This is a genomic window from Arthrobacter sp. LT660, from assembly GCF_056172845.1.
In genome coordinates this window covers 623,914-645,129 of record NZ_CM149651.1, presented here as the reverse complement: position 1 = coordinate 645,129, position 21,216 = coordinate 623,914, and the positions used below count along the sequence as shown (strand labels likewise).

The window sequence follows — 21,216 nt, the reverse complement described above, 5'->3', positions numbered from 1 at the left end:
CCGCGCGCCCCGTACGGCAGCCCCTTGCATGCAAGGGGCTTTTGTTTGTCCTGAACGCCCCGCGGGTAGGCCCGGGTCGCCGAGGCACCGATTCAACGAGGAAGACCACCAGTGACCAGCGAGAACAGCACCACCAGCCGGCAGTCCGAGGAGGCCGGACAGGCCTACGACGCCGCGGCCATCGAAGCGACCTGGGCGCCGGTCTGGGACAAGCTCAATGTCTTCGCCCCGCTCGACGACGGAAGCCGCGAGCGCCGCTACGTGCTGGACATGTTCCCCTATCCCTCCGGCGACCTGCACATGGGCCACGCCGAGGCCTTCGCCATGGGCGACGTCGTGGCACGCTACTGGCGCCAGCTGGGCTACGACGTTATGCACCCGATCGGCTGGGACTCGTTCGGCCTCCCGGCGGAGAACGCCGCGATCAAGCGCAACGCACACCCGAGCGAGTGGACGTACGCGAACATCGAGACGCAGGCGGCCTCTTTCAAGCGCTACGCGATCAGCGCCGACTGGTCCCGCCGCGTGCACACCTCCGATCCCGACTACTACCGCTGGACCCAGTGGCTGTTCGTCCGGTTCTACGAGAAGGACCTGGCCTACCGCAAGGACCACCCGGTGAACTGGTGCCCCACGGACCAGACGGTGCTCGCCAACGAGCAGGTCGTCAACGGCGCCTGCGAGCGTTGCGGCACCCCGGTGACCAAGAAGTCGCTGAACCAGTGGTATTTCAAGATCACGGACTACGCCGACCGGCTGCTCCAGGACATGGAGCAGCTCAAGGGCCACTGGCCGGAGCGCGTGCTCTCCATGCAAAAGAACTGGATCGGCCGGTCGGAGGGCGCCCACGTCCACTTCGCCATCGAGGCCGTGGGCAACAAGCCCGCGGCGATGACCACCGTATTCACCACCCGCCCCGACACCCTGCACGGCGCCACGTTCTTCGTGGTCGCCGCGGACGCCGCCTTGGCCGCCGAGCTGGTCACGGACGAACAGCGCCCGGCGCTGGAGGAGTACCAGGAGCAGGTCAAGGCGCTGAGCGAGATCGAGCGCCAGGCCACCGAACGCGAGAAGACCGGGGTGTTCACGGGCCGCTACGCCGTGAACCCGCTCAACGGAGAGAAGCTGCCCGTCTGGGCCGCGGACTACGTGCTGGCGGAGTACGGAACGGGCGCCATCATGGCCGTGCCCGCGCACGACCAGCGCGACCTCGACTTCGCCACGGCCTTCGGGCTGCCGGTTCGCGCCGTGCTCGACACCGGCGAGGAGGACCCGGCCGCCACGGGCGTTGCGACCACGGGCGAGGGCACACTGATCAATTCCGGCGAACTGGACGGCCTGAGCAAGACCGACGGAATCGCCCGCGCGATTGAAATCGTCGAGGCCGCCGGAACGGGTGAGCACACCGTCAACTTCCGCCTGCGCGACTGGCTCCTGAGCCGCCAGCGGTTCTGGGGCACGCCGATCCCCATCATCCACTGCGCCGACTGCGGCGAGGTCCCGGTTCCGGACGACCAGCTCCCAGTCCGCCTGCCGGACAACCTGCGCGGCGAACAGCTCGCCCCGAAGGGGACTTCCCCCTTGGCCGCGGTTCCCGAGTGGGTCAACGTCGCGTGCCCGAAGTGCGGCGGCGACGCGAAGCGGGATACGGACACCATGGATACTTTCGTGGACTCCTCCTGGTACTTCATGCGGTTCGTTTCCCCGCACTACACCGAGGGCCCGTTCGATCCGCAGGCGATTAGGGACTGGATGCCGGTCGGACAGTACGTCGGCGGCGTGGAGCACGCGATCCTGCATCTGCTCTATTCGCGGTTCTTCACCAAGGTGGTCCACGACCTCGGCCTGATCGAGGCGTCCGAACCCTTCAGCGCCCTCCTCAACCAGGGTCAGGTCCTCAACGGCGGCAAGGCCATGTCCAAGTCCCTGGGCAACGGCGTGGACCTCGGGGAGCAGCTGGACAAGTTCGGGGTCGACGCCGTTCGTCTCACCATGATCTTCGCGTCGCCGCCGGAGGACGACGTCGACTGGGCGGACGTCTCGCCGTCGGGCTCCTCCAAGTTCCTGGCCCGTGCCTGGCGCCTGGCCGGAGACGTCGCCAGCGCGGTGGGCACCGATCCGTCCGACGGCGACAAGGCGCTGCGCAGCGCGACGCACCGCACAGTCGCGGACGCGCGCGAACTCCTCGACGCCGGGAAGTTCAACGTCGTCGTGGCCAAGGCCATGGAGCTGGTCAACGCGACACGCAAGGCGATCGACGCGGGCCCCGGCGCGGAGGATCCGGCCGTGCGCGAGGCCGTCGAGGCCGTGGCGGTGATCCTCAGCCTCTTCGCTCCCTACACGGCGGAGGACATGTGGGCCCAGCTCGGCCACGAACCGTCCGTCGCCAATGCCGGATGGCCCGCCGTCGAGGAAGCGCTGCTGGTCCAAGACACCGTCACCGCCATTGTGCAGGTGCAGGGCAAGGTGCGCGACCGTATCGAGGTGCCCGCCGACATCACGGAGGACGCCCTGCGCGAACTCGCGTTGGAGTCGGCCGCCGTCCGGCGCGCCGTGGACGGCCGGGACCTGCGCACCGTGATCGTCCGTGCGCCTAAACTCGTGAACATCGTCCCGGCATAGGATCCGCAGCCGGGTCCGCCACACCGGCCGATCAAGAGGACGGACACGACCATGGAGCAGAACGGGGCGCTCGCCCAACCTGGCCGACCGGACCGGCTGCCCGGCTGGCTTGAACGGCTGCGCCGGCGCGGGCGCGAAGTGGCGAACGGCCGAGCCGCAACGGCCCCGGGGCACCGCGTCGCGGTGGTCACCGATTCGTCGTCGGCCATTCCCATCGACTGGGCCGCGGCGCACCGCGCGGTCCTCACCGTGGTGCCCATGCCGATCATGATCGACGGCCAGATGTACACGGAAGGCACAGCCGACGTCGAAACCGAGTTGGCCATGGCACTGGCGCTCGGAAAGTCGGTCAAGACGTCCCGGCCGGCTCCCGGATTGTTCCTGCGCACGTACCGGGCGTTGGCCGACGCCGGATTCGAACACGTCGTGTCGATCCACCTGTCGTCGAAGCTTTCGGGCACCGTCGAGGCGGCACATTGGGCCGCGGAGCAGAGCCCGGTTCCCGTCACCATCGTCGATTCGGAGACGGTGGGACTGGCCTTGGGCTTTTCGGTGATGGACGCGGTGTCCGCGTCCGAGGTCGGGGCCGACGAGTCCGGCGTGGCCGCGGTTGCCGGCCTCGCGGGGGGCAACACGATCGGATTCGTCGTCCCCAGCCTTGAGCAATTGCGCAGGGGTGGCCGGATCGGTGCCGCCGCCAGCGTGCTGGGTACCATTTTGGCCGTCAAACCCCTTTTGGCGGTGAGCGAGGGCCAGGTGGTGGTGAAGGAGAAGGTACGGACACTGCCGCGCGCCCTCGTTCGACTCGTCGCGCTGGCCCGTGAGGATGCCGGCCGACACCCGGCCGGGGCACGCGTGGCCGTCCACTATTTCGGCGACAGCGGTCCCGCGTACGAACTCGCGAACGAACTGTCCGGATCCTCCGTCCAGCCGGTCAGATGCCAGCCGCTGCCGGCGGTCCTCGCCGCCCACACGGGGGCAGGCGTCTTGGCCGTGGTGGTCTCGGCGATACCCAAGGATCCGGAGCCACAGGAGCAATAGGACGCGGAGAGCCGCCCTCCACAACCGGTCACCAGACCCCCGGATTCCACACCGGCCTCAGCGTCGGTCGCCCCGGCCCGGCGAATCCCTAGCGTGGGGGCATGGTCCGTCACCGGTGGGAACTTCGCGGGGACACCGCCCGTCCGGTGGCCCCGGTCCGGCGGCTGCGCTTGCGCGTCGGACGCGGGGCCACACTATGCCTGTTGCTGGGTGCCCTGGCATGGATCTGCATCAGCCTCCTCTTCCACCCGCCGAATGGTGGGGGAGAGCGCCTCGGGGAGGTCCAACTGGTTCCCAGCGCCGCGACGGGCGTTGCCTCCGGACCCGCCGCGGGTCCGACGGATGAGAAGCCCGGCGACGGGAAGGACGCGCCGGGCGGATCCCCGGACGTCCCTTCCGCGGACACGTCTGCCGGAAGCCTGGTGGTCCACGTGGCCGGCGCCGTCAAGAAGCCAGGCGTCTACACGTTTCCCGTCGGCACGCGCGCCGCCACGGCGGTGGAGGAAGCCGGGGGCTTGACGGCGCAAGCCGACCAGTCGGCCGTCAATCTGGCTTCCGTGCTGAACGATGGCCAACAGCTCCTGATTCCCACCACGGGTGACGGGCGTCCCGCCGGGGCTGCCGGAACCGGCGTCCCGGATTCCGCCGGTTCCCACGGTGCCGGGGCCGCGTCGGCCGCCGTGGCCGTCAACGTCAACACCGCGCCCGCTGCCGAGTTGGAGAGCCTTCCCGGCGTCGGCCCCGTCATGGCCGCCAAGATCATCGACCATCGCGGCCGCAACGGACCCTTCTCCTCGCTCTCTGAGCTGGATTCCGTCCCGGGCATTGGACCGGCCATGATGGAGCGGCTCGAGGGGCTGGTGGCCTTCGAATGAGGAAGATCCCCGCCCTGCTCGCCGACACCGCGAACCGGGCCCTGTCTCCGCCTCCCACGGGGAGCACACAGGAAGAACTCGCGGGCTTGGACGCCAGGGCGTTGTGGTGCGCCGCAGGCGCATGGCTTGCGGCCACGGCCTTGGTGGGGCTCGACGTCCCGTCCACGGCGCTGGTTGCGTGCGCCGGAAGCGCACTGCTGGTTGCCCTGGCGTGGGTCCTCTTGCGCAACAGGGGACTGCTCGCCTGGAGCCATCCCCTGTGGGCGCCGCTGGCGTTGTTCGTAGCCGGGGGGACGCTGGCCGCGGTTTCGGTCGCCGGACACGGACTGTCCACCACCGATCCGGTTTTCGACGCTCATCTGGCCGACGGGGATTCCCTGCGTTTCAGCGTCCGGCTGCTGGAGGATCCCCGCGCGGTGGCGAACCCCGACCGCTTCGGCGCATCGGACGAGAACGAGAGGGACGACGGCACCGGCCGGACAGGAAAGCCCCGAGTCACGACGCTGATCGCGTCTGCCGCCCTGGAGCGGTATGCCTTGGCGGGGCAGTGGCGTGGGACAAACACGGAAGTCGTCGTGGCCGTGTCACCGGACCATGTCGGCGGGCGCCCCCTCCGGAACGGGGACGTGGTCGAAGGCCTGGGGCGCGCCTCTCCGGCGTCGCCGGAATCGCGCGAAACACTTTGGATCCGCCCCACGGGACCGATCAGCATCCGTGGAGTGGACGACGCGCCAGGGCCGGCCCACACTCTTCGATCCCGCTTCCTGGACCTGACACGAGTGCTGCCCGCCGACGGGGCCGCGCTCCTGCCCGGCATGGTCATGGGGGACCGCAGCGGTCAGGACGAGGGGCTGTCCGCGGCCATGAAGGCGTCGGGTCTCGTGCATTTGACCGCGGTCAGCGGCGCGAACTGCGCCATGGTACTCGGCGCCGTGCTGTGGCTGGCTCGTGCCACGGGACTGGGGCGAACCGCCGCCTACGCGGGCTCGCTGGCCTGTCTGGTGGGCTTCGTGGTCCTCGTCCGTCCCGAACCCAGCGTCGTCCGGTCCGCGGTCATGGGAGCCGTCGCCGCCACGGCCGTCTATGCCGGGCGCGGGCGGCAGGCGTTTTCCTCCTTGTGTGTTTGCGTTGTGGCGTTGCTGGTGTGGAACCCCTGGTATGCCGGTGAGCCCGCGTTCCAACTGTCCGTCCTCGCGACCACCGGGATCGTGGTTCTCGGCCGTCCGCTGGCCGCGGTTCTGATGCGGATCATGCCGGGTTGGCTGGCCAACGGATCGGCCATCTGCATCTCCGCCCAACTGTTTTGCCTTCCCGTGCTCGTTGATCTGAGCGCGGAGCTTCCCGTCTATGCCGTGGCCGCCAACATCATCGTGGCTCCGCTGGTGCCGATCGTCACCGTCGTCGGGACTTCCGCCCTGCTGTTGGCCGCACTTCCGGCACCCTGGGTGCTCCCGCTCGTATGGGCCTCTGGATTGCCTTCGGTCCTCGTGGCCGGCGTCGGCAGGGCGGTGGCTTCCCTGCCCGCCGCCACCGTTCCCTGGCCCGAGGGGGGAAGTGGCCAGCTGGCCGCCGCCGTCCTGGCCGCGTTGGCCGTTTCTTCAGCATGGTTGGCCACGGTCCGGCGCCGGTCCGTGGACCAGCCAACGGATCCCGCGCCGGAGGTGCCGGGAGCGCGTCGGTTCCCGGGTACGCGAATCGGTGCGCGGGGATGGGCCATCGGTGCCGCCATCGGTTTCATCGCGCTCCTCGCGGGCATCACGTTGCCGGCGACTGCCGTGTTCCCGACGAAGTCCGGTCCATGGGAAGTGGCGGTGTGCGACATCGGTCAGGGTGACGCGCTGGCGCTGCGTACCGGGGATCGAAGCGCCGTGGTCGTGGATACGGGTTTGGACCCGGGCGCGGTCGACGCGTGCCTGTCCGGCCTCGGCGTGGACACCGTCGACGCACTCTTTGTCACGCACCTGCACGCGGACCACGCAGGCGGGATCGCCGGCGTCTTCCGCGGGCGTAGCGTCGGCGAGCTGTACTATTCCGGCGCGGACCCGGACGAGAGCCCACGTGGAATGCCCGATGCCCACCAGGCGCGCCGGATCGGGGCCGGTGAAAAGGGACGGGAGCGGACCCTGGAGTGGTCCGCTATCTCGCCCTCCGCCGGCGCCGTGTCGACCAGCGAAAACGACGCGTCGCTGGTCGTGCTCTTCACCCTCTCCACCGGAGCAACGCTTCTGGCAACGGGTGACATTGAAGAGGACGCCATGCTTCGGCTGCTCGGGGAGCACCCAGGCCTGCGGGCGGACATCCTCAAGGTCAGCCACCATGGCGCCAGAAACGGGGGAACCGACGTCATCGAACGGGTAGGGGCAAGGATCGCGTTGATTAGCGTTGGAGCGGACAACGGCTACGGACACCCGGCGCCGGAAATCCTGGCCGCTCTGGACGCCGCGGGCATGGCGACGTTCCGCACGGACCTCAACGGCACGATCCTCCTGCGCACCACTGGGCGGGGCACCGTGGAATTGGTCGGAACGCCGACGGGGGAAGCCACCGGACGGTCCCGGCGGAGGGGATAGGATTCAGAGTCAAACAAGCGTCGGAAGGTGGTCGGACATGGCGGCAGCAAAGTCGGCTCCCACAAGGAGTCAGGCCAAGACGGCATCGGCGGTGGGCTGGCGCACCGTTGAACCGGCCCCCTTGGTCCTGCTCCTCGGACCAGAATCCCATCTGGCCGGGAGGGCCGTCGAGCGGCTCCGCACCCTTGTGCGGGAACGCGAGTCCGGAGCAGAAACCACGGAGTTCGATGCGGCCGCCTACCAACGCGGCGAACTGCTCATGGCCGCCAGCCCCTCGCTTTTCGGCGAGGCCAAAGTGGTGGTGGCGCGAGGGCTCGCCACCATGAACGAGGACTTCCTCGAGGACGCCTTGGTCTACTGCAAGTCGCCCGCGCCGGACGTCGTGGTGGCGATGCACCACTCCGGGGGCAACCGCGGCAAGAAGCTCCTAGACGCGCTGAAGGCGGCCGGAGCACACGTCATCGACTGCCAGCCGCTGAAGAAGGACGCGGAGAAGCTGGACTTCGTGGCCCAGGAGTTCCGCCAGGCCAAGCGCCGCATCCAGCCCGACGCCGCGCGGGCTCTCGTGGCCGCGGTCGGCTCGGACCTGGCCGAACTGGCGGCCGCCTGCACGCAGTTGGTTCAGGACACCACGGGCGAAGTCGTCAAGGAGTCGGTCGACGAGTACTTCGGTGGGCGGGTCGAAGCGACCGGTTTCAAGGTCGCAGACGCCGCCCTCACCGGGCGTGGGGCCGTCGCACTCAGCACTTTGCGCCATGCGCTGGCCACCGGCACCGACCCCGTCCCGATCGTCGCGGCGCTGGCCATGAAGCTCCGACAGGTGGCCAAGGTCGCAGGGCAGCGCAAGTCGGCCGGGCAGCTGGCGAGGGAATTGGGGATGGCACCCTGGCAGGTCCAACAGGCCCAGGAACAGGCACAATACTGGACGCCGGACGAGCTCGTGAACTGCCTACGACTGGTCGCGGAAGCCGACGCACAGGTCAAGGGCGCATCGCGGGATCCCGAATACGCGGTGGAGCGCGCCGTCACCGGAATCGCCCTGGCCGCACGCCGCTGATGCACGCCGCGGACCGTCGACGTGTGCGCGACGGTCCGGTGGCGGGGCGGCGCGGGTCCTTGCTCCAACACAAAAAAAGGATGGCCACCCCGTTGCCGGGGCGGCCATCCTCCGCATGCTCGTCCTGCCTAGAGGGCGGCGACCTTCTTGGAGATCGCGGACTTGCGGTTCGCGGCGTTGTTCTTGTGGACGACACCCTTGCTGACGGCCTTGTCCAGCTTGCGGCTGGCCGAGGCCAGCGCGGTGCCGGCGGCATCCTTGTCGGCGGAGGCCACGGCCTCGTTGACCGAGCGGATTGCGGTCTTCAGCTCCGACTTGATGGCGGCGTTGCGAACGCGTGCCTTCTCGTTGGTGAGGATGCGCTTCTTCTGGGACTTGATATTTGCCACTGGTATAAACTCTCTTGCTTCTCGCGGATGGGTCGGTGAGGGTTCACTCCAGAGCCATCGACTGAGCGGCGTGGGGATACCTATGGCGACTCGGGAGAAGTGCCCGTCGACCTGCCCGGACACACAGCAGTCAATGTTAGCAGTAATGCACCCGCCCCGCGATTCCGGCACGAACACGGCGCGTCGGCGGGCGCCGTCTAGGCCGTGAGCCGGCTCGCCACGACGTCGAACCTCGACTTGTCCAGGACCGCCCCCTCGCGCCTGATGCCGCCCGGCTCGAGGCGCACGACACGATCCAATTTCACTTCGCTCTCCCGCCCCGCGGTGTCCCAGCGGCCGCTGCCGATATCCACGTAGTTGGGATCGGCGTTCCTGCCGTTGTTGCGGTCCTTGGATGTCAGCATCAGCCCCAGGAGGTAGGGCCCGTCGTGACCCACCAGCAGGACGGGTCGGTCCTTGCCCTGGGCGTGGTCCTCTTCGTAGGGCACCCAAGCCCACACCACCTCGCCGGGATCCGGCTCCCCGTCGGGCTCGGGCCGGTAGGTGGGACGCAGCGAGCCGGTGAAATCCCCCGGATAGCCGCCGGCCTGCCACCCGCCCGACGCGTCGCCCGCCCGCGGCGGCGGCGGGTTTCCGCTTCCGCCGTACGACGCCGGCCCGCCGCTACCGGCGCTTCGGGTGGACCGGACCAGGCGCATCGCCATCCGGATGATCTTCACGGCCATGCGTCCATTGAATTGCATGCGCACACGGTACCAGCCGGACCCGCGGCCCTCCGCGCGGGGAGCGCACGCCGCCGGAAGCATGGGATAATGGCTTTTTGCGGTCCGCCCGCGCCCAGTTCACCTGCCTTCCGTACAGAGCGAGGTCACCCACGTGTCTCCCATGGCCCGCACCGCACCGGTGCCCGCCGCCACCGATCCGGCGATCATCAGGAACTTCTGCATCATCGCCCATATCGACCATGGCAAGTCCACCCTGGCCGACCGCATGCTGCAGTCCACCGGAGTGGTGCAGCAGCGCGACATGAAGGCGCAGTACCTGGACCGGATGGACATCGAGCGCGAGCGTGGGATCACGATCAAGAGCCAGGCCGTACGCATGCCTTGGGAACTCGACGGCACCGCATACGCCCTGAACATGATCGACACGCCGGGACACGTGGACTTCACGTACGAGGTCTCCCGCTCGCTGGCCGCCTGCGAGGGCGCCGTCCTCCTGGTTGACGCGGCGCAGGGCATCGAGGCCCAGACCCTGGCCAACCTGTATCTGGCCATGGAAAACAACCTGGCCATCATCCCCGTGCTCAACAAGATCGATCTGCCCGCCGCACAGCCGGAGAAGTACGCCGCCGAGCTCGCCAGCCTCATCGGGGGAGACCCCGACGACGTCCTGCGGGTTTCGGGCAAGACCGGCGCCGGCGTCGAGGTCCTGCTGGACAAGATCGTGCGCGACCTACCCCCACCGGTCGGCGACCCGAACGCGCCGGCGCGCGCCATGATCTTCGACTCCGTCTACGACACCTACCGCGGCGTCGTCACGTACGTGCGGGTCGTCGACGGTCAACTCCACCCGCGCGAGCGCATCCAGATGATGTCCACCCGCGCCAGCCACGAACTCCTCGAGATCGGCGTCAGTTCCCCGGAGCCGACGCCGAGCAAGGGCCTGGGCGTTGGCGAGGTCGGATACCTGATCACGGGCGTGAAGGACGTGCGGCTCTCCAAGGTCGGCGACACCGTGACAAACCTGTTGAAGCCGGCCGCCGACTCCCTCGGCGGCTACGAGGACCCCAAGCCGATGGTCTTCTCGGGCCTCTACCCCATCGACGGCTCCGACTACCCCGTACTGCGCGACGCGTTGGACAAGCTGCAGCTGAACGACGCCGCCCTCACCTACGTGCCCGAGACCTCCGTTGCGCTGGGATTCGGCTTCCGGGTGGGGTTCTTGGGCCTGCTCCACCTAGAGATCGTCCGCGAGCGCCTCGAGCGCGAGTTCAACCTGGATCTGATCTCGACTGCCCCGAACGTGGTGTACGAGGTCATGACGGACGACCGCAACATGGTCACGGTCACCAACCCCAGCGAGTTCCCCACGGGAAAGATCCTCGAGGTCCACGAGCCGATGGTCGCGGCGACCATTCTGGCTCCCAACGAGTTCGTTGGCGCGATCATGGAGTTGTGCCAGTCCCGGCGCGGTCAGATGCGCGGCATGGATTACCTTTCCGAGGAGCGTGTGGAGCTGCGGTACTGGCTTCCCCTCGCCGAGATCGTCTTCGACTTCTTCGACGTGCTCAAGTCCAAGACCCGCGGCTACGCGTCCCTGGACTGGAAGGCGGACGGCGAGCAGATCGCCGATCTGGTGAAGGTGGACATCCTGCTCCAGGGGGAGCAGGTGGATGCGTTTAGCGCCATCACGCACAAAGACAAGGCCTACTCGTACGGCACGTTGATGACGTCCAAGTTGCGCGAGCTCATCCCGCGCCAGCAGTTCGAGGTTCCCATCCAGGCCGCCATCGGCTCCCGCATCATCGCCCGCGAGAGCATCCGGGCCATCCGCAAGGACGTTCTGGCCAAGTGCTACGGCGGCGACATTTCGCGCAAGCGCAAGCTGTTGGAAAAGCAGAAGGAGGGCAAGAAGCGCATGAAGATGGTCGGCCGCGTCGAGGTGCCGCAGGAGGCCTTCATCGCCGCACTGTCCTCCGACGAATCCAAGGACAAGGGCAAGAAGTAGCCCGATGCCCTCAGTTTTGCCGTTGGGAGATCCGGCCCCCGCCAATGGGCTGCTTCCGGCGTCGTCCGGCGAGGGCGCCGCGGAGCGTCCCTTCTGCGTCTACGTCCACATTCCCTTCTGCGCGGTGCGCTGCGGATACTGCGACTTCAACACCTACACGGCGCACGAACTGGGCTCCGGCGCCACCCAGGACACCTACGCCGCCGCCGTCGGATCCGAACTGGCGTTCGGCGCACGCGTCCTGACCGGCTCCGGACTGCCGGACCGCCGGGTCGAGACCGTGTTCTTCGGCGGCGGGACTCCGACGCTGTTGCCTGCCGAGGACCTTGCGTCCGTACTGGAACGCATCTCCGTCCTCTGGGGGCTGGCCCCGGGCGCGGAGGTGACCACGGAGGCCAATCCGGACTCCGTCACGCCGGAATCCCTGCGGGTTCTTTCCGACGCCGGATTCACGCGCGTCTCGTTCGGCATGCAGTCGGCGGTGCCCCACGTGCTCAAGACGCTGGACCGCACCCACCGTCCCGAACGCGTGGGCCGCGCCGTGCAGTGGGCACGCGACGCCGGGCTGGCCGTCAGCGTCGACCTGATCTACGGCACGCCGGGGGAAAGCATCGACGACTGGCGCTCCAGCCTGGAGACCGCGCTCTCCTACGAGCCGGACCACATTTCCGCCTACGCCCTGATCATCGAGGATGGCACGCGTCTCGCCGCCCAGATCAAACGCGGAGAAGTGCCAGACATCGACGACGACGACCACGCCGACAAGTACCTGTTGGCTGAATCCATGCTCACGGCCGCGGGCTTCGGCTGGTACGAAGTCAGCAACTGGAGCCGCTCGGAGGAAACCCGCTGCCGCCACAACATGGCCTATTGGACCGGGGCGGACTGGTGGGGCGCCGGTCCCGGCGCGCACTCCCACGTCGGCGGCCTCCGGTGGTGGAACGTGAAGCATCCCGCGGCCTACCAGCAGCGGATCGATGCGGGCGTTTCCCCGGCCGCGGGACGCGAAACCCCCGACGACGACGCGCGCTACCTCGAACGCGCGATGTTGCTGACACGCATTGTCGATGGCATGCCCACCGCGGAGTTGCGCCCGGCGGGAAGGAAGGCGGTGGCAGGCCTGATCGCCGACGGCCTGATCGAAGGGCCGGCGGCCGTGCGCGGGACGGTGGTTGCGACCCTGAACGGCCGGCTGCTGGCCGACGCCGTTGTCAGGCGCCTTCTGGACTTCTGAGTCCAACGCCGCCGGCTAGTGGATCAGCCGCAGGTTCAGTGGATAGCGGTATGGCCGGCCCCGGTTGACCTCGATGCCCGCGACGACCCCGCTCACCGTCAGGTAAACCCAGATGGCCACCGCGATCACCGCGAAGACGCTCCCGACCACCGGGATCAACGTGAGGATGTTGGACAGCATCGCCAAAACCGTCAACGGCACCGTGAAGTTCAGGGCCTCTTTGGACTCCTGCGCGGTGAACGGGCCGCGCCCGCGGTACACGAAATAGATCACTGCCGACGGAATGAAACCGAGGATCGATCCGAAGTGGGCGATCGTTGCCCATTGCCGGTCCTCCGAAGGAGACAACGGCAACGGCGAGGGGGAGGAGGCCTCGTAGTGCCTGCGGTCCCCGGAATCGTTCCGTGCCTTTTCGCTGAACCCGTGGGTCACGCCCGAGTCTCCATTCATGGTCGCCTATTGCGGCCAGTTTATCCCGTGAAGTCGGTGGTTCGCGCACGACGGGCCGGTGGTTCGGCGCGGATCCGCTCCGCGCGCCGGGCCTGTCCCGTGTCACTACCCGCGTGGGCCACCCTCGGCCGTCAGGAAATCGATGACCTCCTCCACGCGGCCCAGCAGGCTGGCCTCCAAGTCCGCGTAGCTCGTGACGCTCGCCAGCAGGCGCTTCCAACCCAGCGCCACGTCCGCTTGGGTTGCATGCGGCCACCCGAGGCCCCGAAGGATCCCCGTTTTCCAGTCGGTCCCGCGGGGCACAACCGGCCAGGCGCGAATGCCGAGCACCGAAGGGCGGATGGCCTGCCATACGTCGACGTAGGGGTGGCCGACGATCAGGACGTTGCCACGCGCACCCGGCACGGCCATGGACTCGGCGGCGATCCGGGCTTCCTTGCTGCCCGGCACCAGATGGTCCACCAGAATGCCGAGCCGCCGCCCCGGCCCCGGGGCGAATTCCCGCACGGCAGACGCCAGGTCGTCGACGCCGTGCAGGGGCTCCACGACAACACCCTCGACGCGCAGGTCGTGGCCCCATACCTTCTCGACCAGCTCCGCGTCGTGCTTGCCCTCGACCCAGATGCGGCTCGCCCGAGCCGTCCGCGCCCTGAGGTTCTCGACCCGCACCGAACCGGACGCCGTACGCGCCGGCCGCGGCGGCGTGCCGCCCCGAACCGGCTCCACGATCTCGACGGGCTCGCCCTCGATCAGGAATCCGAAACCGGTCGGGAAGGACTTGGTTTTTCCGCGCCGGTCCTCAAGGACCACGATCCGCATGCCCCCGGACTTTTCGACCCGGACTACTTCGCCCACCCATTCCGTCTGCACGTCCTCGAGGACCAGACCCAACGCGGCGGGGACTTGGCGAAGTTTCCTCGGTCGCGGGGCCGAGATCTCGCGGGCGCCCCATTCGTAGTTGTTCACAGTGCCTGACACAGCCTTTCGTGGTGCGCCCACGGGGGCGGCGGTGCGATCCGGCCATCCGGCGCGCAGCCACCATGCTAACAACCTCGAAACGTATTAGACTTGGCACTTGACGGCGTCGAGTGCCAAACCGCCCCGTCGTCCAACCATCGCCCACGAGACGGAATCGGGAGGGAAGGGATGTCCGAACCACGACGCCTCGAGGTGCTCCGGGCCATCGTCGAGGACTATGTGCACTCCCGCGAGCCCGTGGGGTCGAAGGCTCTTGTCGAGCGCCACCAGCTGGGCGTGTCTGCGGCGACCATCCGCAACGACATGGCGGCGCTGGAGGACGAGGGTCTGATCGCCGCGCCGCACACCTCTTCCGGGCGTGTCCCCACCGAACAGGGGTATCGGCGTTTCGTCGACCGCATCGAGGACGTGCGGCCGCTTTCCGCCGCGGAGCGCCGCGCCATCCAATCCCTCATCGAAGGCGCGGACGACGTCGACGACGTCCTCGAGCGCACGGTTCGCCTTTTGGCGCAATTGACCCACCAGGTCGCCGTCATCCAGGTTCCGCAGTACAGCGACGCGGCTGTCCGCCACATCGAACTGGTGGGGCTCGGCGCCGGACAGGTGCTTGCCGTCCTGATCAGCACTTCGGGCAAGGTCGAGCAGCGTGTTGTGCTCACTCCGGCGGAGACGAACGAAGACGACCTGCACACCATCAAGGCGGCGTTCATGGCGATGGCGGCCGGCGGCAAGCTGGCCGAGCTGTCGCCGCTGGCGGGCGCCGCCGTGGAGAACGTGCCCGTTCGGCTCCGCCCGGCCGCACGGATACTCGCCGGCGCGCTCGGCGGGCTGGGCGACAACAGCGTGGTCGATCGAATTGTGATGGCCGGTACGGCCAACCTCGCGCGCTCCACGGGCGACTTCCCGCTCACCATTACCCCGGTCCTCGAGGCCCTCGAGGAGCAAGTCGTGCTGCTGCGGTTGTTCTCGGAGATGGAATTGGATGCACGGGGCATCGCGGTTCGGATCGGCAGCGAAAACGCGTACGGTGGTTTGGTTGAGACCTCACTGATCGCCACGGCCTACGGGCCGGGCCAATCGTCCAAGATGGGCATCCTCGGCCCCACGCGCATGGACTACCCCAGCAGCATGGCCGCCGTCCGCGCGGTCGCCCGCTATCTTTCCCGGATCCTGGCCGGCTAACGCCGACCCACCGGTTAACCAAGCATCGAAAAGCAGGAAAGGACACAGCGAACACTGTGAGCAACCACTACGACGTACTCGGCGTCGCGCAGGGCGCGACGACCGAGGAGATCAAGAAGGCCTACCGCAAGCTTGCGCGTAAGCTGCACCCGGACGTCAACCCGGGAGACGGCGCCGCGGACGAGTTCAAGCTCGTCACCCGCGCCTACGAGGTCCTGTCGGATCCGGAGAAGCGCCGCAATTACGACACCACGGGCAACGAGAACGGCAACGCCGCGGGACCCGGCCCCGGAGCGGGCTACGGCTTCAACGACATCTTCGAGCAGTTCTTCGGCGGGACGGGGCAGGCCGCCGGGCCCGCTTCGCGGACCAGCCGGGGCCGCGATGCGCTGATCACCGCGCCGATCGACCTGAAGGACGCCGTCCAGGGCGTCGTCTACCCGTTGGAGATGGAAACCGCCGTCACGTGCACCGCCTGCCACGGGACGTGCTGCCAGCCGGGAACCTCGCCGGAGACCTGCAACATCTGCAGGGGGCGCGGACAGGTGCAGCGGCCGGTTCGCTCCTTCCTCGGCCAGATGATGACGGTTGAGACGTGCAGCGCCTGCCGCGGTTTCGGAACGACCCTTCCCAGCCCGTGCAACGAGTGCATGGGACAGGGCCGCGTGCGTGAACGCGTCAGCAAGCAGCTCAAGGTGCCCGCGGGCGTGGCAACCGGCACCCGTATCCACCTCGCGGCGCAGGGCGAGGCCGGCCCCGGCGGCGGACCCGCCGGCGACCTCTATGTCGAGATCGAGGTCAAGCGCCATCCGGTCTTCGAACGCGAGGGCAACGACCTGCACGCCACGCTGACCGTGCCGATGACGGCAGCCGCCCTCGGCGCGGACCTGGACCTCGACACGTTCGATGGAAAGCAGGAGATCCGCGTGGAGTCGGGCTCGCAGTCCGGGGACACCGCGCGGCTCTCGCAGCTCGGCGTTCCACGGCTTCGCGGCGGTGGGCGCGGCGACCTGATCGTGCACATCCAGGTCGAGACACCCACGAAGCTGGACGCCGAACAGCGGGACCTGTTGGAGCGGCTCGCGACGCTGCGCAGCGAGGAGGTCGCCGAGGGGCGGCTCTCCGAGCGTGGCGGCGTCTTCTCCCGCTTCTTCGACAAGCTTGGCCACCGCGGCTAATGAGCAACCAGGCCTTCCTCGTCGATCCGGGTGCCCTGGCCAACGCGGCACCGGGACAGACGGTGACGCTGGATGGCCCCGAGGGGCACCACGCCGTGTCGGTCAAGCGCGTGCGGGAGGGCGAACGGATCGATCTCGTCGACGGCGGGGGCCGGCGCGCCGCCTGCGTCGTGGTCACCACGGCCAAGGGGTTCCTCGAGGCCCGCGTCGAAACCTTGGAGGTCGAGCCGTCTCCCGCCCTCCGTACTGTCCTGGTTCAGGCGCTGGCGAAGGGCGATCGGGACCTCCAAGCCGTGGAATCCGCGGTGGAACTGGGCATTGACAGGGTGGTCCCATGGCAGGCCGAGCGTTGCGTCGTGCGTTGGACGCCCGATAAGGCGGCCAGGGGCCGCCAGAAGTGGGAGTCGACCGTCCGTGCAGCGGTGAAGCAGTCGCGCCGGTCCCGGGAACCGTCGGTGGGAGAGCCCGTCAACACGAACCAGCTGGCGGCGATGGCCCGCACCCATGGTACGCAAGGAACCGGCGGCGGTACGGAAGTGCCCGGCGGCCGCCTGACCGTGGTGCTCCACGAGACCGCCACGGAGCCCCTGTCGCGGGTCGTCCAGATGCGGCTGGCGCAGGGGAAGCCGCCTGTGGAAATACTGCTGGTGGTCGGCCCCGAGGGTGGCATCGCGCCCGGGGAGCTCGACAAACTGGTATCGGCCGGCGCCGCGACGGCATCACTGGGAACAAACGTCCTCCGGGTGTCCACCGCCGGTCCCGCTGCCCTGGTGCTGGTCCGGCACCTCGCCGGCCTGCTGGACGGTTCCGTCCGGAACTAGTTGACGGTCAGCGCCTTGGTGTCCTCGCTCAGGCGCTCCGCATCCTGCGCCGTCTGGCCCCACACGGACAGCCGGTATTCGCCCGGGCGCATGTTCAGGACGATTTCGAACGCATCCTCCGGAAGTTCGCCCGCGCCCAATGCAAGCGCCCCCTGCGAGACGACTTCGCCCGGTTCCCCGTCGCGGGTGCGGCGCACCTCCCACCGTGTGCCGCCGGTGAATCCCGCCGAAACACCGCGGACGGTCAGCTTGCCGGCGGGACGCGTCGCGCCGTCTTGCGGATCGATGACCCAAATGGGCGCCCGGAGACTGGCGACTCGTTCGATCGGTCCATCGAGCGGGATGTGGCCGAAGGCCTCGTAGCCCGTGTGCCCGTCGACCAGCACGGCGACCCGCGACGGAGTCGTGCCTGTCAGCAACCCTGCGTTGGCCGCCGCGGCCGTGGCCGTGTACACCAATTGCTGGATGGCGCGTTCGGCAAGCCCACGGTCGAGTTCGCGGGAGAACGCGTCGTCCGAAAGATCGACGGTGATCACATTGTTCGTGTCGATGGAGGTACCGATGCGCGCGGCGGGCGACCAGACGTTGAAATAGTCGGTGTCGGTCGGCGTGTGCTCCAACATGTATTTGATGGCCGAGGTGATCGGGTCGCCCTGATCCTCGGCCTTGAGGTATTCGCGGTACAGGTAGACGGTCAAGTCCCGCTCGCCGAGCCAATACACGGGCGAGAGGCGGTGGCTGCTCAACTTCTCCAGCGGTTCGGCGTCCTGCGGCGGCGGCGTGACCCGCGCCGTCGTCGAGGATCCTTCCGGCATCGTCGTCGTGGGCACACCCATGCCCCCAGCGCAGGCCGACACGGCGCCCAGGGACGCGACAAGCACCAGGACGGCCACGCGGGAACGCGTGCGTCTACGGTGTTTGGGGGTCGTCAAGGTCGTCCTTTTCAGGGGGGATAGCGGGGTGGCCACCATCGGCCGCCCAACAAGCTTGGCATAGCACTCGCCCGGGGGCGCACCCCGGACCGGGGATGCGGCAGGACTGTTGTACGACCGATATGTCCCGCGTGTGCACTAATTCCTGCGGCCGCCGCCCCCGCGGGGCTGTTCAAGTAGGATGGGAGAGCGCCGGAAACGGCCCGGGACCCGGGCCCGGATACGCCGGCGCCCAGCCACGGGAGGCGACGCCGACAGCATGATTCAGGACGCCGAGAAGCCACAACAGGAGAGCGGCGAGGCTGAAGTGGTCCACTTCGACTCCACCGACCAGATGGTTGCCACGCTCGGCGCCCACGACGAGGTTCTGCGGATCGTCGAAGGCGTCTACCCCGGGGCGAAGTTGCACGTTCGCGGCAACGAACTCACGGTGGGGGGCGAACCCGGAGATGCCGCCAAGGCGTTGCGCGTCGTCCACGAAGCCCGCGGCCTCGCGGGCCGCGGAACACGCATTTCCGCGCACCTGGTCGAGCAGCTCGTCCGCATGGTCGATGGTCCGTCCACCGTCCCGGGCAGCGCAAGTGGCGTCTTCGGCCTCAACATCCTGACGGGCCGCGGACGAAGCATCCGCCCCAAGACGGTGAACCAGAAGTCCTATGTCGACGCGATCGACGACAACACGGTGATCTTCGGCATCGGGCCGGCGGGGACGGGCAAGACCTTCCTCGCCATGGCCAAGGCCGTGCAGGCCCTCCAGGCCAAGGAGGTCAGCCGCATCATCCTCACGCGGCCGGCCGTCGAGGCGGGGGAGAAGCTCGGATTCCTACCCGGCACGCTGACGGACAAGATCGATCCCTACCTGCGCCCCCTCTACGACGCGCTGCACGACATGGTCGATCCCGAGTCCATTCCGCGCCTCATCGCCGCCGGCACCATCGAGGTGGCCCCGCTGGCCTACATGCGCGGACGCACGCTCAACGACGCGTTCATCATCCTCGACGAGGCGCAGAACACGACGCCGGAGCAAATGAAGATGTTCCTGACCCGCCTCGGTTTCGGGTCCAAGATCGTCGTCACGGGCGACATCACGCAAATCGACCTTCCGGGTGGCACCAAGTCGGGGCTCAAGGTCGTCAGCGAAATCCTCGACGACGTCGACGACATCGCCTTCCGGATGCTCGACGCCACCGACGTTGTCCGCCACAGGCTCGTCGCCGACATCGTCACCGCGTACGAGACGTGGACCGCGCGCGAGTCCGAGCCGCCGATCGACTGGCGCACGAGGCGCACCAACCGGCGTCCCGGGCGTCCCTCCGGCACGTCCGTTCCGCCCGCCGACGCCGGGAAGGGCTAGCCATGTCCGTCGAGGTGAACAACGAGTCGGCCATGTCCGCGGACCTCGAGGCGCTGAGCCGCCTGGGACGCCACATCCTGGACTCCCTCTATGTGCACCCGGAGGCGGAGGTCTCCATCATCCTGGTCGACGAGGACGCCATCGAACGGTTGCACGTCGACTGGATGGACTTGCCGGGGCCCACGGACGTCATGTCCTTCCCGATGGACGAGCTCCGCCCCGGGAGCCCCGGAAGCCAGACGCCAGCCGGCATGCTCGGCGACATCGTCATCTGCCCCCAAGTCGCCGCCCAACAGGCCAAGGGCGGCGGTCACAGCACGGCGGACGAGATCCTCCTGCTGGCCACCCACGGCATGCTCCACCTTCTCGGCTACGAGCACGACGATCCCGCGGACAAAGAAGAGATGTTCGGGTTGCAGCGGAGCCTGCTCGAGGCCTTCCTCGGACGGCCGGCCCCGCGCGAGACGACCGAATGATCCTCACGCTTCTCGCGCTCCTCGCCGTGGCCTTCATCTGCTGCGCCGCGGTGTTGACCGCCGCGGAGTCGGCGTATCTGTTCCTGCCGCGTTCCGAGGCGGAGCAGATGCTGGCGGACCGCCCCCGGAAGCGACTCCGGCAGATCCTGTCCGAACCGACGGCGCATACGCACGCCGTGCGGTTCTGGCGCATCTGGTTCGAGACCGCGTCCGCGGTGGCCATTGCCATTCTCTACCACGACCTTCTGGACAACGTGTGGCTCGCGGGCCTGTTGGCCACGGCCACGATGGCCGCCATCGGCTTCGTTCTGGTTGGTGTGTCGCCGAGGCGTCTTGGAAGGGACCGCGCCTCCGGCGTCGTCGTCTTCACGGCACCGCTCGTCCGGTTCCTCCGCGTGATCCTGGGTCCCATCCCCGGTTGGCTGGTGCGGGTGGGCTCGGCGATAGCCCCCGGGACACCGGTCCGGGAGGACGCGTTCTTTACGGAGGAACAATTCCGGGACATGGTGGACCGCGCCAACGAGGCGGACATGATCGAGGACGTCGAGGCGGACTTCATCCACTCCGTCTTCGAGCTCGGTGACACCCGTGTCCGGTCCGTCATGGTGCCCCGAACAGACATGGTGACGGTCGACGTCGGCACGTCGCTGCATAGCGCCATGACGCTCTTCCTGCGTTCGGGGTGCTCCCGGATACCCGTCATCCGGGAGAGCGCCGACCAGATCGTCGGAATCGTCTACCTTAAGGACGTCGCGGCCCGGTTGCACACCAACCAGGCGGATGGACGCCCGGTCGAGGCCGTCTGCAGGGACGTCCGGTACGTTCCCGAGTCCAAGTCGGTCGCCGAACTGCTGCAGGAACTCCAGCGCGAGTCCACGCACGTGGCGATCGTCATCGACGAGTACGGCGGGACCGCGGGGCTCGTTACGCTGGAGGACCTGATCGAGGAGATCGTCGGAGAGATCGACGACGAGTACGATACGACGCGAACCGAGTCCGAGGACGTGGGTGACGGCGTCTTCCGCGTCAGTGCGCGGATGTCGATCGACGACCTCGGGGAACTGTTCGATCGGGAGCTCGACGACGAGGAGGTGGACACGGTCGGTGGCCTGCTCGCCAAGACGCTCGGCCGAGTGCCCATCGTCGGCTCCGAGGTCGGCGTCTTCGGTATCCGGCTTCACGCCGAGCGGCTGGAGGGACGCCGTAACCGCATCGGCTACGTGCTGGCCTGGCTCGACGAGACGCAGGACGAGGAAAGAACCTCCGAGGACGGCTCGACCGGCCGCATGGAAACCGCCCAACCGGGCGACACCACAAGGGAATAGGA

18 protein-coding genes are annotated in these 21,216 nt (G+C 68.3%); 13 read left to right on the top strand and 5 right to left on the bottom strand.

Annotated elements, in window-relative coordinates; translation table 11 throughout:
• Nucleotides 1-111: 111 nt before the first annotated feature.
• From leuS to holA, 5 genes are all read left to right on the top strand, one after another.
• Nucleotides 112-2,622 carry a leucine--tRNA ligase gene (gene leuS / locus AC0QSG_RS02990; protein ID WP_475376607.1) on the top strand — a complete coding sequence of 837 codons (2,511 nt, stop codon included), beginning with the start codon at nt 112-114 and terminating at the stop codon, nt 2,620-2,622.
• 51 nt (nt 2,623-2,673) lie between these two features.
• Nucleotides 2,674-3,663, top strand: a complete 990-nt coding sequence (locus AC0QSG_RS02985; RefSeq protein WP_475376606.1) for a DegV family protein — start codon at nt 2,674-2,676, stop codon at nt 3,661-3,663.
• Nucleotides 3,664-3,764: 101 nt separating this feature from the next.
• Nucleotides 3,765-4,538, top strand: a complete 774-nt coding sequence (locus AC0QSG_RS02980) for a ComEA family DNA-binding protein (protein ID WP_475376605.1) — start codon at nt 3,765-3,767, stop codon at nt 4,536-4,538.
• Nucleotides 4,535-7,108, top strand: a complete 2,574-nt coding sequence (locus AC0QSG_RS02975) for a ComEC/Rec2 family competence protein (protein WP_475376604.1) — start codon at nt 4,535-4,537, stop codon at nt 7,106-7,108. Before AC0QSG_RS02980 ends, AC0QSG_RS02975 begins: the two co-directional genes overlap by 4 nt.
• Nucleotides 7,109-7,145: 37 nt before the next feature.
• A complete protein-coding gene (gene holA, locus AC0QSG_RS02970) occupies nt 7,146-8,165 on the top strand; it encodes a DNA polymerase III subunit delta (protein WP_475376603.1) in 1,020 nt (339 codons plus the stop codon).
• Nucleotides 8,166-8,293: 128 nt separating this feature from the next.
• On the opposite strand, the gene rpsT is transcribed toward holA, so the two are convergent.
• Together rpsT and AC0QSG_RS02960 are read right to left on the bottom strand one after the other, a co-directional pair.
• Nucleotides 8,294-8,554 (bottom strand): 30S ribosomal protein S20, encoded by a 261-nt coding sequence (gene rpsT / locus AC0QSG_RS02965; protein ID WP_435726174.1) that lies wholly within the window; start codon nt 8,552-8,554, stop codon nt 8,294-8,296.
• A 197-nt stretch (nt 8,555-8,751) separates the two neighbouring features.
• Nucleotides 8,752-9,297 carry a type II toxin-antitoxin system PemK/MazF family toxin gene (locus tag AC0QSG_RS02960; protein WP_475376602.1) on the bottom strand — a complete coding sequence of 182 codons (546 nt, stop codon included), beginning with the start codon at nt 9,295-9,297 and terminating at the stop codon, nt 8,752-8,754.
• A 133-nt stretch (nt 9,298-9,430) separates the two neighbouring features.
• On the opposite strand from AC0QSG_RS02960, the gene lepA reads away from it, so the two are divergent.
• Together lepA and hemW are read left to right on the top strand one after the other, a co-directional pair.
• Nucleotides 9,431-11,284, top strand: a complete 1,854-nt coding sequence (gene lepA, locus AC0QSG_RS02955) for a translation elongation factor 4 (RefSeq protein WP_435726172.1) — start codon at nt 9,431-9,433, stop codon at nt 11,282-11,284.
• 4 nt (nt 11,285-11,288) lie between these two features.
• Nucleotides 11,289-12,518: a radical SAM family heme chaperone HemW gene (gene hemW, locus AC0QSG_RS02950; RefSeq protein WP_475376601.1), complete on the top strand. Its 1,230-nt coding sequence runs from the start codon at nt 11,289-11,291 to the stop codon at nt 12,516-12,518.
• A 15-nt stretch (nt 12,519-12,533) separates the two neighbouring features.
• Here the strand turns inward: hemW and AC0QSG_RS02945 are convergent, their stop codons facing one another.
• Both AC0QSG_RS02945 and AC0QSG_RS02940 read right to left on the bottom strand, forming a co-directional pair.
• Nucleotides 12,534-12,968 carry a DUF4870 domain-containing protein gene (locus tag AC0QSG_RS02945; RefSeq protein ID WP_435726170.1) on the bottom strand — a complete coding sequence of 145 codons (435 nt, stop codon included), beginning with the start codon at nt 12,966-12,968 and terminating at the stop codon, nt 12,534-12,536.
• Between the two features lie 105 nt (nt 12,969-13,073).
• A complete protein-coding gene (locus AC0QSG_RS02940; RefSeq protein WP_475376600.1) occupies nt 13,074-13,934 on the bottom strand; it encodes a DUF3097 domain-containing protein in 861 nt (286 codons plus the stop codon).
• A 180-nt stretch (nt 13,935-14,114) separates the two neighbouring features.
• On the opposite strand from AC0QSG_RS02940, the gene hrcA reads away from it, so the two are divergent.
• From hrcA to AC0QSG_RS02925, 3 genes are read left to right on the top strand one after another with little or no spacing between them, the layout of a single operon-like run.
• A complete protein-coding gene (gene hrcA, locus AC0QSG_RS02935) occupies nt 14,115-15,128 on the top strand; it encodes a heat-inducible transcriptional repressor HrcA (RefSeq protein ID WP_475376599.1) in 1,014 nt (337 codons plus the stop codon).
• Between the two features lie 56 nt (nt 15,129-15,184).
• Entirely contained in the window at nt 15,185-16,306 is a 1,122-nt protein-coding gene (gene dnaJ / locus AC0QSG_RS02930) for a molecular chaperone DnaJ (RefSeq protein ID WP_475376598.1), read from the top strand.
• Complete coding sequence (locus AC0QSG_RS02925) at nt 16,306-17,127, top strand: 16S rRNA (uracil(1498)-N(3))-methyltransferase (RefSeq protein ID WP_475376597.1); 822 nt, start codon at nt 16,306-16,308, stop codon at nt 17,125-17,127. Before dnaJ ends, AC0QSG_RS02925 begins: the two co-directional genes overlap by 1 nt.
• Here the strand turns inward: AC0QSG_RS02925 and AC0QSG_RS02920 are convergent.
• Nucleotides 17,124-18,059, bottom strand: a complete 936-nt coding sequence (locus AC0QSG_RS02920; RefSeq protein WP_435726165.1) for a GerMN domain-containing protein — start codon at nt 18,057-18,059, stop codon at nt 17,124-17,126. The two genes, AC0QSG_RS02925 and AC0QSG_RS02920, sit on opposite strands and share 4 nt — an antisense overlap.
• Nucleotides 18,060-18,318: 259 nt before the next feature.
• Between AC0QSG_RS02920 and AC0QSG_RS02915 the strand changes: the two genes are divergently transcribed.
• Genes AC0QSG_RS02915 through AC0QSG_RS02905 form a run of 3 tightly spaced genes read left to right on the top strand, consistent with a single transcriptional unit; the run spans nt 18,319 to nt 21,214 of the window.
• Nucleotides 18,319-19,413, top strand: coding sequence for a PhoH family protein (locus AC0QSG_RS02915; RefSeq protein ID WP_475376596.1), 1,095 nt, complete (start codon nt 18,319-18,321; stop codon nt 19,411-19,413).
• A 2-nt stretch (nt 19,414-19,415) separates the two neighbouring features.
• Entirely contained in the window at nt 19,416-19,889 is a 474-nt protein-coding gene (ybeY, locus tag AC0QSG_RS02910; RefSeq protein WP_435726163.1) for an rRNA maturation RNase YbeY, read from the top strand.
• On the top strand, nt 19,886-21,214 hold the full coding sequence (locus AC0QSG_RS02905; protein WP_435726162.1) for a hemolysin family protein: 1,329 nt from the start codon (nt 19,886-19,888) through the stop codon (nt 21,212-21,214). Before ybeY ends, AC0QSG_RS02905 begins: the two co-directional genes overlap by 4 nt.
• Nucleotides 21,215-21,216: the final 2 nt, after the last annotated feature.

Coding starts and splice junctions, on each gene's coding strand:
- AC0QSG_RS02945 (WP_435726170.1), bottom strand. CDS start 12,968: ATGAATGGAGACTCGGGCGTGACCCACGGGTTCAGCGAAAAGGCACGG.
- ybeY (WP_435726163.1), top strand. CDS start 19,416: ATGTCCGTCGAGGTGAACAACGAGTCGGCCATGTCCGCGGACCTCGAG.
- AC0QSG_RS02905 (WP_435726162.1), top strand. CDS start 19,886: ATGATCCTCACGCTTCTCGCGCTCCTCGCCGTGGCCTTCATCTGCTGC.
- AC0QSG_RS02980 (WP_475376605.1), top strand. CDS start 3,765: ATGGTCCGTCACCGGTGGGAACTTCGCGGGGACACCGCCCGTCCGGTG.
- AC0QSG_RS02915 (WP_475376596.1), top strand. CDS start 18,319: ATGATTCAGGACGCCGAGAAGCCACAACAGGAGAGCGGCGAGGCTGAA.
- AC0QSG_RS02925 (WP_475376597.1), top strand. CDS start 16,306: ATGAGCAACCAGGCCTTCCTCGTCGATCCGGGTGCCCTGGCCAACGCG.
- holA (WP_475376603.1), top strand. CDS start 7,146: ATGGCGGCAGCAAAGTCGGCTCCCACAAGGAGTCAGGCCAAGACGGCA.
- AC0QSG_RS02960 (WP_475376602.1), bottom strand. CDS start 9,297: ATGCAATTCAATGGACGCATGGCCGTGAAGATCATCCGGATGGCGATG.
- AC0QSG_RS02975 (WP_475376604.1), top strand. CDS start 4,535: ATGAGGAAGATCCCCGCCCTGCTCGCCGACACCGCGAACCGGGCCCTG.
- hemW (WP_475376601.1), top strand. CDS start 11,289: ATGCCCTCAGTTTTGCCGTTGGGAGATCCGGCCCCCGCCAATGGGCTG.
- hrcA (WP_475376599.1), top strand. CDS start 14,115: ATGTCCGAACCACGACGCCTCGAGGTGCTCCGGGCCATCGTCGAGGAC.
- AC0QSG_RS02985 (WP_475376606.1), top strand. CDS start 2,674: ATGGAGCAGAACGGGGCGCTCGCCCAACCTGGCCGACCGGACCGGCTG.